Annotated in this window: 14 protein-coding genes and 1 tRNA gene; 13 read left to right on the top strand and 2 right to left on the bottom strand. The window is 63.6% G+C overall.

Features of this window, described 5'->3' with window-relative positions:
* Positions 1 to 279: 279 nt before the first annotated feature.
* A tRNA-Leu gene (locus A9G05_RS01760) sits at positions 280 to 365 on the bottom strand.
* Between the two features lie 106 nt (positions 366 to 471).
* Between A9G05_RS01760 and queA the strand changes: the two genes are divergently transcribed.
* From queA to A9G05_RS01730, 6 genes are all read left to right on the top strand, one after another.
* A complete protein-coding gene (queA, locus tag A9G05_RS01755; RefSeq protein ID WP_069559340.1) occupies positions 472 to 1,521 on the top strand; it encodes a tRNA preQ1(34) S-adenosylmethionine ribosyltransferase-isomerase QueA in 1,050 nt (349 codons plus the stop codon).
* A gap of 14 nt (positions 1,522 to 1,535) precedes the next feature.
* A complete protein-coding gene (gene tgt / locus A9G05_RS01750; protein WP_171902696.1) occupies positions 1,536 to 2,654 on the top strand; it encodes a tRNA guanosine(34) transglycosylase Tgt in 1,119 nt (372 codons plus the stop codon).
* A gap of 53 nt (positions 2,655 to 2,707) precedes the next feature.
* A complete protein-coding gene (gene yajC / locus A9G05_RS01745; RefSeq protein ID WP_069559338.1) occupies positions 2,708 to 3,046 on the top strand; it encodes a preprotein translocase subunit YajC in 339 nt (112 codons plus the stop codon).
* 60 nt (positions 3,047 to 3,106) lie between these two features.
* Positions 3,107 to 4,969: a protein translocase subunit SecD gene (gene secD, locus A9G05_RS01740; RefSeq protein ID WP_069559337.1), complete on the top strand. Its 1,863-nt coding sequence runs from the start codon at positions 3,107 to 3,109 to the stop codon at positions 4,967 to 4,969.
* A gap of 7 nt (positions 4,970 to 4,976) precedes the next feature.
* Complete coding sequence (gene secF, locus A9G05_RS01735) at positions 4,977 to 5,891, top strand: protein translocase subunit SecF (protein ID WP_069559336.1); 915 nt, start codon at positions 4,977 to 4,979, stop codon at positions 5,889 to 5,891.
* 173 nt (positions 5,892 to 6,064) lie between these two features.
* Positions 6,065 to 6,634, top strand: a complete 570-nt coding sequence (locus tag A9G05_RS01730) for a glycine zipper 2TM domain-containing protein (RefSeq protein ID WP_069559335.1) — start codon at positions 6,065 to 6,067, stop codon at positions 6,632 to 6,634.
* 60 nt (positions 6,635 to 6,694) lie between these two features.
* Here the strand turns inward: A9G05_RS01730 and suhB are convergent, their stop codons facing one another.
* Entirely contained in the window at positions 6,695 to 7,510 is an 816-nt protein-coding gene (gene suhB / locus A9G05_RS01725; protein WP_044406015.1) for an inositol-phosphate phosphatase, read from the bottom strand.
* A gap of 152 nt (positions 7,511 to 7,662) precedes the next feature.
* On the opposite strand from suhB, the gene trmJ reads away from it, so the two are divergent.
* The 7 genes from trmJ to hscB all read left to right on the top strand — a co-directional run bounded on the left by trmJ (position 7,663) and on the right by hscB (position 12,389).
* A complete protein-coding gene (gene trmJ / locus A9G05_RS01720; protein ID WP_069559334.1) occupies positions 7,663 to 8,436 on the top strand; it encodes a tRNA (cytosine(32)/uridine(32)-2'-O)-methyltransferase TrmJ in 774 nt (257 codons plus the stop codon).
* On the top strand, positions 8,436 to 9,212 hold the full coding sequence (gene cysE, locus A9G05_RS01715; RefSeq protein WP_069559333.1) for a serine O-acetyltransferase: 777 nt from the start codon (positions 8,436 to 8,438) through the stop codon (positions 9,210 to 9,212). The genes trmJ and cysE overlap by 1 nt, the downstream gene beginning before the upstream one ends.
* A gap of 138 nt (positions 9,213 to 9,350) precedes the next feature.
* The gene (iscR, locus tag A9G05_RS01710) at positions 9,351 to 9,857 is read left to right on the top strand and encodes a Fe-S cluster assembly transcriptional regulator IscR (RefSeq protein ID WP_044406009.1); all 507 of its coding nucleotides are present in this window, start codon (positions 9,351 to 9,353) and stop codon (positions 9,855 to 9,857) included.
* A 30-nt stretch (positions 9,858 to 9,887) separates the two neighbouring features.
* The gene (locus A9G05_RS01705) at positions 9,888 to 11,102 is read left to right on the top strand and encodes an IscS subfamily cysteine desulfurase (RefSeq protein WP_069559332.1); all 1,215 of its coding nucleotides are present in this window, start codon (positions 9,888 to 9,890) and stop codon (positions 11,100 to 11,102) included.
* A gap of 30 nt (positions 11,103 to 11,132) precedes the next feature.
* Entirely contained in the window at positions 11,133 to 11,519 is a 387-nt protein-coding gene (gene iscU / locus A9G05_RS01700; RefSeq protein ID WP_044406005.1) for a Fe-S cluster assembly scaffold IscU, read from the top strand.
* Between the two features lie 16 nt (positions 11,520 to 11,535).
* Positions 11,536 to 11,859 carry an iron-sulfur cluster assembly protein IscA gene (iscA, locus tag A9G05_RS01695; protein ID WP_044406003.1) on the top strand — a complete coding sequence of 108 codons (324 nt, stop codon included), beginning with the start codon at positions 11,536 to 11,538 and terminating at the stop codon, positions 11,857 to 11,859.
* Positions 11,860 to 11,867: 8 nt separating this feature from the next.
* Positions 11,868 to 12,389, top strand: a complete 522-nt coding sequence (gene hscB / locus A9G05_RS01690; protein WP_069559331.1) for a co-chaperone HscB — start codon at positions 11,868 to 11,870, stop codon at positions 12,387 to 12,389.
* The last annotated feature ends 23 nt before the right edge of the window (positions 12,390 to 12,412 follow it).

Genomic DNA, 12,412 nt, shown 5'->3' with positions numbered 1-12,412 from the left:
TTGGGCTGAGGGCTAGGAACTGGTTGCAAAGAGTAAGAGAAGTCGAGCGGGATGTAGCGGATCTGTCGGATCTACTGCATCAGGTCACGATTCAACAGCGACCCATGCAAACACAGTGCTACACACTCTACGCTAACTGTCCGGGGCTGCCAATCCCCCGTGCAGGCGAGTTTCGACGCGGCATGTGCGCAAGCGACGACATGTCGTTCGGGGAACGCTGAACAGCGCAGATAAGGACGAATTGATACGAGGGGAGGTGGTCTTGCGACCTAAGGATCGTGGTGCCCCGGGAGAGACTCGAACTCTCACTCTGTCGCCAGAAACGGATTTTGAATCCGCCGCGTCTACCATTCCGCCACCGGGGCACGATGGCGGCGCAGTATAGGGAGGGCGCCTGGGGCGGTCAATCCGCCTGCGTGGTCAGATTTGCCTAATTCCGCTACTATTCGCGCCCCTCTGAGACGATCCACCATGCGCGTTGCCGATTTCAATTTCGACCTTCCTGAACACCTGATCGCCCGCCACCCGCTGAGCGAGCGGTGCGCCAGTCGCTTGCTCGTGCTCGATGGCACCAGCGGCGAAATCGCCCACCGTGGCTTTTCCGATCTGCTCGGCTACCTTCGCCCTGGCGATCTGATGGTGTTCAACGACACCCGGGTGATCCCGGCGCGCCTGTTCGGGCAGAAGGCTTCGGGCGGGAAGCTGGAGATCCTGGTGGAGCGTGTGCTGGACAGTCACCGCGTGCTGGCTCACGTACGTTCGAGCAAGTCGCCCAAGCCGGGCTCGACGATCTTCATCGACGGCGGCGCCGAAGCCACCATGCTGGCTCGCCATGATGCGCTGTTCGAGCTGGGCTTCGCCGAAGAGGTGCTGCCGCTGCTTGAGCGGGTCGGGCACATGCCGTTGCCTCCCTATATAGATCGCCCTGACGAGGACGCCGACCGCGAGCGCTACCAGACGGTGTACGCGCAGCACGCCGGTGCCGTCGCGGCGCCCACTGCGGGCCTGCATTTCGACCAAGCCCTGCTGGACGCCATCGCCGCCAAGGGGGTCGAGCGCGCCTTCGTCACCCTGCATGTGGGGGCCGGTACCTTCCAGCCGGTACGGGTGGAGCGCATCGAGGACCACCACATGCACAGCGAATGGCTTGAGGTGAAGCAGGACGTGGTGGATGCCGTTGCCGCCTGCCGGGCGCGCGGCGGGCGCGTGATCGCCGTCGGCACCACCAGCGTGCGTTCGCTGGAAAGCGCCGCGCGCGATGGTCAGCTCAAGCCCTTCAGTGGCGACACCGACATATTTCTGTACCCCGGGCGGCCCTTCCATGTGGTGGATGCCCTGGTCACCAACTTCCACCTGCCCGAATCCACCCTGCTGATGCTGGTCTCGGCCTTCGCCGGCTACCCGGAGACCATGGCCGCCTACGGGGCGGCGGTGGAGCAGGGCTATCGCTTCTTCAGTTACGGTGATGCCATGTTCATCACCCGCAACCCCGCTCCGCGCGGGCCCGAGGACCTCGCATGACGCGCACCTGCCGCATGAGTTTCGAACTGCTCGCCACCGAGGGCAAGGCCCGCCGCGGGCGCCTGACTTTTCCCCGTGGCGTGGTCGAGACGCCCGCCTTCATGCCCGTAGGCACCTACGGCACGGTGAAGGGGATGCTGCCGCGTGATATCGAAGGCATCGGGGCGCAGATCATCCTCGGCAACACCTTCCACCTCTGGTTGCGCCCGGGTACCGAAGTGATTAAGCGCCATGGTGATCTGCATGACTTCATGCAGTGGCAGGGGCCGATCCTCACCGACTCCGGCGGCTTCCAGGTATTCAGCCTGGGGGCGATGCGCAAGATCAAGGAAGAGGGCGTGACCTTCGCCTCGCCGGTGGATGGCGCCAAGGTGTTCATGGGGCCTGAGGAGTCCATGCAGGTCCAGCGTGACCTGGGCTCCGACATCGTGATGATCTTCGACGAATGCACCCCGTACCCGGCGGGCTTCGACACCGCGAAGCGTTCCATGGAGCTGTCGCTGCGCTGGGCCAAGCGTTCCAAGGCTGCCCATGGCGAAAACACCGCCGCGCTGTTCGGCATCGTCCAGGGCGGCATGCACGAAGAGCTGCGCCTGCGTTCCCTCGAAGGCCTGCTGGAAATCGGCTTCGACGGCCTGGCCATCGGCGGCCTGTCGGTGGGCGAACCCAAGGAAGAGATGATCCGCGTGCTCGACTTCCTCCCGCCGCACCTGCCGGCGGACAAGCCGCGCTACCTGATGGGCGTGGGCAAGCCCGAGGATCTGGTGGAAGGCGTACGCCGTGGCGTCGATATGTTCGACTGCGTGATGCCTACCCGCAACGCGCGCAATGGCCACCTGTTCATCGACACCGGCGTGCTGAAAATCCGCAATGCTGTTCACCGTCACGATGACTCGCCGCTCGAGCCCGGCTGCGACTGTTACACCTGCAAACACTTCTCAAGGGCTTATCTCCACCATCTGGATAAATGCGGCGAAATGCTCGGCAGCATGTTGAATACAATCCACAACTTGCGGCATTACCAGCGCCTGATGGCTGGTTTGCGCGAGGCTATTCAACAGGGTAAATTGGCCGACTTCGTCGATGCCTTCTATGCCCGGCGCGGACTACCGACACCGCCCCTGGACTGCTAACGCCGCATTTCCCAAGGCCGAACACTTTCAAACTTCCGCAACAGGAGTGCTACATGAGCTTTCTGATCCCCGCCGCCTACGCCGACGCAGCCGCTCCGGCCGCCGCAGGTCCTGCCGGCACCGGCTTCGAGTGGGTTTTCCTGATCGGTTTCCTGGTCATCTTCTACCTGATGATCTGGCGCCCCCAATCCAAGCGCGCCAAGGAGCACAAGAACCTGCTCTCCGGCCTGCAGAAAGGTGACGAAGTGGTCACCTCCGGCGGCATCGCCGGCAAGGTGGTCAAGGTTTCCGATGACTTCGTGGTCATCGAGGTCTCCGACACCGTCGAGCTGAAGATCCAGAAGGTCGCTATCGCCGCGACTCTGCCGAAAGGCACGCTGAAAGCCATCTAACGATTCATCTTCACCATTCACGGGGCGCCTTGGGCGCCCCGCGTCATAACGGGCGGTGTCATGCTCAACAAATATCCCCTGTGGAAGTACCTGCTGATCCTGGCGGTCCTCACCGTCGGCCTCATCTATTCCGCACCCAACCTCTACCCCGATGATCCGGCGATCCAGATTTCCGGCACCAGCACCGCGCTGAAGATCCAGCAGCCCGATGTGGACCGCGCGCTGGCGGCGCTGAAGGAAGCAGGCATCGAGGTCAAGAGTTCCAGCATCAGTGAGCGTGGTGGCCTGTTCCGCCTGACCAAGCTGGCCGACCAGCTTCCGGCGAAGGATGCCATCCGCCGTGCGCTGGGCGACGACTACGTGGTCGCCCTCAACCTGGCCCCTACCACGCCCCAGTGGCTGCGCAGCCTGGGTGCCACACCGATGAAGCTTGGCCTCGACCTCTCCGGTGGTGTGCACTTCCTGCTGGAAGTGGATATGGAAAAGGCCCTGACCTCACGCCTGAAGATCTACGAAGGCGAAGTCCGCACCCTGCTGCGCAAAGAGCGCGTGCGTTACCGCAGCTTGCCGGGCGTCGACAATGGCTTCCAGTTGGGCTTCAGCGACCAGGACAGCCTGGACAAGGCCCAGTCCCTGATCCGCAAGACCTTCAACGACTTCGACCTGAAGACCGGCGAGCGCGGCGACCAGCAGGTTCTGACCCTCACCCTGACTCAGGCCAAGATCACCGAGATCCGCGAATACTCCCTCAAGCAGAACCTCACCACCGTTCGCAACCGTGTGAACGAGCTGGGCGTCGCCGAGCCGCTGGTCCAGCGCCAGGGTGCCAACCGTATTGTGGTGGAGCTGCCCGGCGTGCAGGACACCGCCGAAGCCAAGCGTATTCTCGGCAAGACCGCCAACCTCGAATTCCGCCTGGCGGCTGCGGCCGATGCCAACAAGGCCAGCACCGAGTCCTTCGAGTTCCGCGAGCCGGGGCGTCCGCCCGTGCCGCTGGAGCGCAGCCTGATCATCACCGGTGACCAGGTGACCGATGCCCAGGCGAGCTACGACGAGAATGGCCGCCCGCAGGTGAACATCCGTCTCGACGGCCATGGCGGCGAACTGATGAACCGCGCCACCCGCAACAATGTGGGCCGCAGCATGGCGGTGATCTTCATCGAGCAGCGCCCGCAGAGCCGCTACGTGAAGCAGATGGTCGACGGCGTCGAGAAGGAAGTCGAAGTCCAGAGCTTCAAGGAAGAGAAGCAGATCATCAGCCTGGCGACCATTCAGTCGCCGCTGGGTAGCCAGTTCCGTATCACTGGCCTGAACGGCCAGGGCGAGTCCTCCGAGCTGGCCCTGCTGCTGCGTGCCGGCGGTCTGGCTGCGCCAATGTACTTCGCTGAAGAACGCACCATTGGCCCGAGCCTGGGTGCCGAGAACATCGTCAAGGGCATCGAGTCCACCGAGTGGGCGATGATCTTCGTGTCGCTGTTCATCATTGCCATCTACCGCTTCTTCGGTGTGCTGGCCACCGTGGCCCTGGCATTCAACCTGGTGCTGCTGGTCGGTCTGATGTCGGTGATCGGTGCCACCCTGACTCTGCCGGGCATCGCCGGTATCGTCCTGACCCTGGGCATGGCGGTGGACGCCAACGTGCTGATCTTCTCGCGGATACGTGAGGAGCTGGCCAACGGAATGAGTGTGCAGCGTGCGATCCAGGAAGGCTTCGATCGTGCCTACACCGCGATCATCGACTCCAACCTGACCACCCTGCTGGTGGGCGGCATCCTCTTCGCCCTCGGTACCGGGCCGATCAAGGGCTTCGCCGTCACCATGTCGCTGGGTATCGTCACTTCGATGTTCACCGCGATCATGTTCACCCGAGGCCAGGTCAACCTGATCTTCGGTGGCCGCAACTTCAAGAAACTGTGGATCTGAGGCAGCCATGATCAAGTCAACCATTCGCTTCATGGCGATCCGCAACCTCGCGTTCGCCATCACCGTCGTCATCAGCCTGATCGGCATCGGCAGCCTGTTCATGAAGGGGCTGAACTTCGGCCTGGACTTCACTGGCGGCACGCTGATCGAGCTGTCCTACGAGAAGCCGGCCAACCTGGAGCGCATCAAGGAAGAGCTGGGGCAGGCCGGTTACCGCGATGCCGTGGTGCAGAGCTTCGGCGCCACCACCGACGTGCTGGTCCGCCTCGCCGGCGAAGACCCGCAACTGGGTAACCAGGTGGCGGCTTCGCTGCGCAAGATCGACGCCGACACCCAGTTCACCGTCAAGCGCGTCGAGTTTGTCGGCCCGCAAGTAGGTGAGGAGCTGCGTGACCAGGGTGGCCTGGCCATGCTCCTGGCGCTGGGCGGCATCCTGCTGTACCTCGGCTTCCGCTTCCAATGGAAGTTCGGCGTCGGTGCGGTGGCTTCGCTGATCCACGACGTGATCGTCACCCTGGGCATCCTGGCGTTCTTCCAGGTGCCGTTCGACCTGACGGTGCTGGCGGCGGTGCTGGCGATGATCGGTTACTCGCTCAACGACACCATCATCATCTTCGACCGCATCCGCGAGAACTTCCGGGTGCTGCGCAAGGCGGACCTGATCGAGAACATCGACGTGTCCTGCACTCAGACGCTGCTGCGTACTATCGCCACTTCCTCCTCAACGGCGCTTGCCCTGCTGGCGCTGCTGCTGTTCGGTGGTGACAGCCTGCATGGTTTTGCCCTGTCGCTGCTGGTGGGCGTCGTGGTGGGGACTTACTCCTCCATCTACATCAGCGCACCGGTGCTTATTTGGCTGAAACTGACCACTGAGGACCTCATTCCGCCGGCCGCGACTGCCGAAGTGGATGAGCGCCCCTGACAGCAGGTGTGCTTCATCGGAAGGGCCCGCGCAAGCGGGCCTTTCTCGTTTCTGGCTTTGTGAAAGGCATCCCACTGGCTGCTTCGCTGGTTGGTCTGTAGGAACTTGGGTGAATGCGTGTAATCCAAGGCAGGGCATAGGGCGAAAGCCCGGAGTGAAACCAGGAGGTCCATGTGAACAAGTCGATGCTCGTCGGCGCAGTGCTGGGTGCGGTCGGTGTAACCGCCGGTGGTGCCGTCGCAACCTACAGCTTTGTGGGCAATGGCCCGGAATACGCCGAGGTGCTCGCGGTACAGCCTGTCAAGGAGACCATCAAGACCCCGCGCGAAGTCTGCAAGGATGTCGCCGTGACCCGCCAACGGCCCGTCCAGGACCAGCACCAGATCGCTGGCACCGTGCTCGGCGCGGTGGCGGGTGGCCTGCTGGGCAACCAGGTCGGTGGCGGCAACGGCAAGAAGATCGCGACCGTGGCTGGCGCCGTGGGCGGCGGTTATGCGGGTAACAAGGTGCAGGAGCATATACAGAACAGCGACACCTACACCGCCACCGAAACCCGCTGCAACACCGTGCACGAGACCAGCGAGAAGGTGGTCGGCTATGACGTTCAGTACCGGTTGGACGGTCGTGTGAACCAGGTGCGCATGGATCACGATCCGGGGGCTCAGATCCCGGTGGGCAAGGACGGTCGCCTGATCCTGTCGCAACGCCAGCCGCTGCAGCAGCAGGCCGGCGTCAACCAGTAACCGCTGGCTCTAGCCCATGAAAAAGGCGCCTCGAGGCGCCTTTTTCGTTGCGGTCGCGGTTCAGCGCTTCAGCGAAGGCGGCAGGTGCGGCTGAATAGCAGTCAGCACGGCCTTGAAGCACTTGGTGTTGCCTGCCACGACGTGGCCTTTTTCCAGGAAGTCGTGACCGCCGGTGAAGTCGCTCACCAGGCCGCCTGCTTCCTGTACCAGCAGGGCGCCTGCTGCCATGTCCCACTCGGACAGGCCGAACTCCCAGAACGCATCGAAGCGGCCTGCGGCGACATAGGCCAGGTCCAGGCTCGCGGAGCCGGCGCGGCGCAGGCCTGCGGTCTGGCCGACCAGGCTGCGGAACATGTTCAGGTAGTTGTCCAGGTGGTCGAGTTGGCTGTCACGGAAGGGGAAGCCGGTGCCGAGCAGGGCGCCTTCCAGGCTCTTGCGGTTGCTGACGCGCAGGCGGCGGCCGTTCAGGGCGGCGCCACGGCCACGGCTGGCAGTGAACTCTTCCTGGCGAACCGGATCGAGGACCACGGCGTGTTCCAGGCGACCCTTGTACTTGCAGGCGATGCTGACGGCGAAGTGCGGGACGCCGCGGATGAAGTTGGTGGTGCCGTCCAGCGGGTCGATGATCCACTGGTAGTCGGCGCCCTCGCCGGTGCCGGCGATGGAGGTACCTTCCTCGCCCAGGATGCCGTGGGTCGGATACGCCTTGCGCAGGGCCTGGATGATGGTTTCCTCGGCAGCGCGGTCGACTTCGGTGACGTAGTCCTTGGCGTCCTTCTCGTTGATGGCGATCACGTCCAGGCGCTCGATCGAACGGAAGATCAATTCGCCGGCGCTGCGAGCGGCGCGCAGGGCGATGTTCAGCATGGGCTGCATGGGGGCGTATACCTGGGGTCGTTAAAGAAAGCCGCGAATTCTAGCAGAAAAGCCCAGGCCATGTAGATGCGCCCATCGGCCTTCGTGGTGTTTACCCGACTGTTTCTGTAAGATTTCCCACCCTTTTGTAGTTCAGGTGGGAGCAGGCGGGCGTGCTGCAGAATATTCGTGTGGTGCTGGTCGGCACCAGTCATCCCGGCAACATCGGCGGTGCTGCGCGGGCGATGAAAAACATGGGTTTGTCGAAGCTCGTGCTGGTCCAGCCGGAGCAGTTCCCTGACCGCGAGGCCTATGCCCGCGCCTCGGGTGCCGACGATATCCTCGAGTCCGCTCTGGTGGTGGACACCCTGGAGCAGGCGCTGGTGGGTTGCAGCCTGGTCTATGGCACCAGCGCGCGGGATCGCCATATCCCCTGGCCGCTGCTGGACCCTCGCGAGTGCGCGGCCAGTTGCGTCGAGCAGATCAGCGACGGGGCCGAAGTCGCCCTGGTGTTCGGGCGCGAATACGCCGGCCTGACCAATGACGAGCTGCAGCGTTGCCAGTTCCATGTGCATATCCCGTCCGACCCGGCCTTTGGCTCCCTGAACCTGGCGTCCGCCGTGCAGGTGCTGACCTATGAGGTTCGCATGGCCTGGCTGCAGGTCCAGGGTCAGCCGACCAAGATGGAGAAGGTTGAGCTCACGGCCGAGGAGAACGTGCAGCCGGTGACGGTCGACGAGCTGGAGCGCTTCTTCGGCCACCTGGAGCAGACCCTGGTGGACATCGCCTTCCTCGACCCTGAGCGTCCCCGGCATCTGATGACCCGCCTGCGCCGGCTCTACGGTCGCGCCTCCATCAGCAAGCTCGAGATGAACATCCTGCGCGGCATCCTCACCGAGACGCAGAAGGCGGCGCGCGGCGAGATCCAGAAGCGGAGGGAGAGGTGATGCTGGCTCGCATGCGGGAAGACATCCGGGGTGTATTCCACCGTGACCCGGCAGCACGCAACGCCTTCGAGGTGCTCACCTGCTACCCGGGGCTGCACGCCATCTGGCTGCATCGTATCGCGCACGCGCTGTGGGTTGCCGGGTGGAAGTGGGCGGCGCGGCTGGTGTCGAACTTCGGTCGCTGGCTGACCGGCATCGAGATCCACCCCGGAGCACGGATCGGCAGGCGCTTCTTCATCGACCACGGCATGGGCATCGTCATCGGTGAAACTGCCGAGATCGGTGACGACGTCACGCTCTACCAGGGCGTGACCTTGGGTGGCACCAGTTGGAGCAAGGGTAAACGTCACCCGACCCTGGAGGATGGCGTGGTGGTGGGGGCGGGGGCCAAGGTGCTTGGCCCGTTCACGGTCGGGGCGGGGGCCAAGATCGGCTCCAATGCGGTTGTGACCAAGGCGGTCCCGGCCGGTGCCACGGCGGTCGGCATTCCCGCGCGGATCATCGTCAAGGAAGACTCCGAGCAGGCCGCGCGGCGTCAGGCGCTGGCCGAGCGCTTCGGCTTCGATGCCTATGGTGTCGGGCAGGACATGCCGGACCCTGTGGCGCGTGCCATCGGCCAACTGCTTGATCATGTCCAGGCGGTGGATCAGCGCCTCGACGGCATGTGCAAGGCGCTCACCGAGCTGGGCAGTGACTACCGCGCGACGGCCCTGCCCGAGTTGCGTTGCGAGGCCTTCGAGGGTGAAAAGGGCGCCACGGAGCGTCCGACTGTCTGATAGGCGAAGGTGCGAGTTTCTGATATGATTCGCGCCCCTGCCCAGCGCAATACCTGACTTATTTAATCAGGCTTATAGTTGACTTAAATAGTCGGGAATAGCATACTCGCTCGCACTTCAGCGAACCGTGGACTTCCCATGCGACTGACCACCAAAGGCCGCTACGCCGTCACAGCCATGCTCGACCTGGCTTTGCACTCGCAGCAAGGTCCGGTTTCTCTGGCAGATATTTCCGAGCGTCAGGGCATCTCCCTCTCTTATCTTGAACAGCTGTTCGCCAAGTTGCGCCGTGGCAATCTGGTCAGCAGCGTTCGCGGCCCGGGCGGCGGCTACCAGTTGTCCCGCGACGTTTCCAGCATCTACGTGGCGCAGGTCATCGATGCGGTCAACGAGTCCGTCGACGTCACGCGCTGCCAGGGTCAGGGCAACTGCGACTCCTCCGGCGGTGCCTGCCTGACCCACCACCTGTGGGATGACCTCAGCCTCCAGATCCACGACTTCCTCAGCAGCATCAGCCTGAGCGACATCGTCAGTCGCAACGAGGTCCAGGAAGTCGCTCAGCGTCAGAACGAGCGCCATGGCCAGCGTCGTCCCAGTGGACGGAATTCGAGCCCCGAAAAGATTGAAGTGTCCGCCATCGAATGAGCAGGGCACCCGCCTGATAGGAGACAACCGATGAGATTGCCGATTTACCTGGATTACTCCGCAACCACTCCGGTCGACCCCCGCGTTGCTCAGAAGATGAGCGATTGCCTGCTGGCCGACGGCAACTTCGGTAACCCCGCTTCCCGCTCCCACGTGTTCGGCTGGAAGGCCGAGGAGGCAGTGGAGAACGCCCGCCGCCAGGTGGCCGAACTGGTCAATGCCGACCCGCGCGAAATCGTCTGGACTTCCGGTGCCACCGAGTCCGACAACCTCGCCATCAAGGGTGTCGCGCACTTCTACCAGAGCAAGGGCAAGCACCTGATCACTTCCAAGATCGAGCACAAGGCGGTCCTGGATACCACTCGCCAGCTGGAGCGCGAAGGCTTCGAGGTCACCTACCTGGAACCCGGTGAAGACGGCCTGATCACCCCGGCGATGGTCGAGGCGGCCCTGCGCGACGACACCATCCTCGTCTCCGTCATGCACGTGAACAACGAGATCGGCACCGTCAACGACATCGCCGCCATCGGCGAGCTGACCCGTGCTCGCGGCATCCTGTTTCACGTCGACGCGGCCCAGTCCACTGGCAAGGTGGAGATTGATCTGGAGAAGCTCAAGGTCGACCTGATGTCTTTCTCCGCCCACAAGACCTACGGCCCGAAAGGCATCGGCGCTCTCTACGTACGCCGCAAGCCGCGTGTGCGCCTGGAGGCGATGATGCATGGCGGTGGTCACGAGCGCGGCATGCGTTCCGGTACCTTGGCCACCCACCAGATCGTCGGCATGGGCGAAGCCTTCCAGATCGCCAAGCAGGAAATGGCCTCCGAGAGCGAGCGCGTTCGTGGCCTTAGTCAGCGGTTCTGGGCGGCCCTGGAGGGTATGGAGGAGCTGTACCTGAACGGCAGTGCCACCGCCCGTGTTCCGCACAACCTGAACCTCAGCTTCAACTACGTCGAAGGCGAGTCGCTGATCATGGCGCTCAAGGACCTGGCCGTATCCTCGGGTTCGGCCTGCACCTCCGCCTCCCTCGAGCCGTCCTACGTGCTGCGTGCCCTGGGCCGTAACGACGAGTTGGCACACAGCTCCATCCGCTTCACCTTCGGCCGCTTCACCACCGAGGAAGAGGTCGACTACGCGGCCGCCAAGGTGCGCGAGGCGGTGGACAAACTCCGTGAATTGTCCCCCCTGTGGGACATGTACAAAGAGGGCGTCGACCTCTCCAAGGTCGAATGGCAGGCGCACTGACGCCACCCCTGATGAGCGAGGAATAAGCACATGGCATACAGCGAAAAGGTCATCGACCACTACGAGAACCCCCGGAACGTCGGCAAGCTCGACGCCGAGGACCCGAACGTCGGCACCGGCATGGTCGGCGCCCCGGCATGCGGCGACGTGATGCGTCTGCAGATCAAGGTCAACGAGCAGGGCGTGATCGAAGACGCCAAGTTCAAGACCTACGGCTGCGGCTCCGCCATCGCCTCCAGCTCCCTTGCTACCGAGTGGATGAAGGGCAAGACCCTGGACGAGGCTGCTGCCATCAAGAACACCACCATTGCCGAAGAGCTGGCCCTGCCGCCGGTGAAGATCCACTGCTCGGTTCTGGCTGAGGATGCCATCAAGGCGGCCGTCCAGGACTACAAGCAGAAGAAGGGTCTGATCTGATCATCGAGGAGTCGTTATGGCCATCAGCATGACCGAAGCCGCCGCCAGCCATGTCCGTCGCTCCCTTGAGGGGCGCGGCAAGGGTGAGGGAATTCGACTCGGCGTCCGCACCACTGGCTGCTCCGGCCTGGCCTACGTGCTGGAGTTCGTCGATGAGGTGGCTTCCGAGGATCTCGTTTACGAGAGCCACGGGGTCAAGGTGATCATTGATCCCAAGAGCCTGGCCTACCTCGACGGCACCGAGCTGGACTTCGTTCGCGAGGGCCTTAACGAGGGCTTCAAGTTCAATAACCCGAACGTTCGCGGCGAGTGCGGTTGCGGCGAAAGCTTCAACGTCTGAGGTTCGGTGTGGGTAGTCCCTGTCACTTCGCGCTGTTCGATCTCAAGCCCGGCTTCGAGATAGATCCCGAGCGCCTGGCGGTTCGCTATCGCGAGCTTGCCCGTACCGTCCACCCTGACCGCTTCGTCGACGCCTCCGAGCGCGAGCAGCGACTCGCGCTTGAGCATGCCGCCCAGCTCAACGAGGCCTACCAGGTCCTGCGCAGTACCCCGCAGCGCGCGCTTTACCTGTTGGCGCTGAAGGGGCGCGAGCTGCCACTCGAAGCGACCGTCCAGGATCCCGGCTTCCTGCTGCAGCAGATGCAGTGGCGCGAAGAGCTGGAAGACCTCCAGGACTCCGCTGATCTCGATGGCGTGGCCTCCTTCAAGCGCCGCCTGCGCTCGGCCCAGGGCGAGCTCGAGTCGGCGTTCGCCGCCTGTTGGGATGACGAAGCCCGTCGCGATGAGGCCGAGCGCCTTGTGCGCCGCATGCAATTCCTCGACAAGCTCGCTCAGGAAGTGCGCCAACTCGAAGAGCGCCTCGACGACTAACCCTGTCGCCCTCGCCATGGCGG

This window comes from Pseudomonas sp. ENNP23 (genome assembly GCF_001728945.1).
GTDB classification, from domain to species: Bacteria; Pseudomonadota; Gammaproteobacteria; order Pseudomonadales; family Pseudomonadaceae; genus Metapseudomonas; species Metapseudomonas otitidis.
The sequence above is the reverse complement of the archived record's forward strand: the minus strand, read 5'-3'. Positions and strand labels throughout refer to the sequence as shown.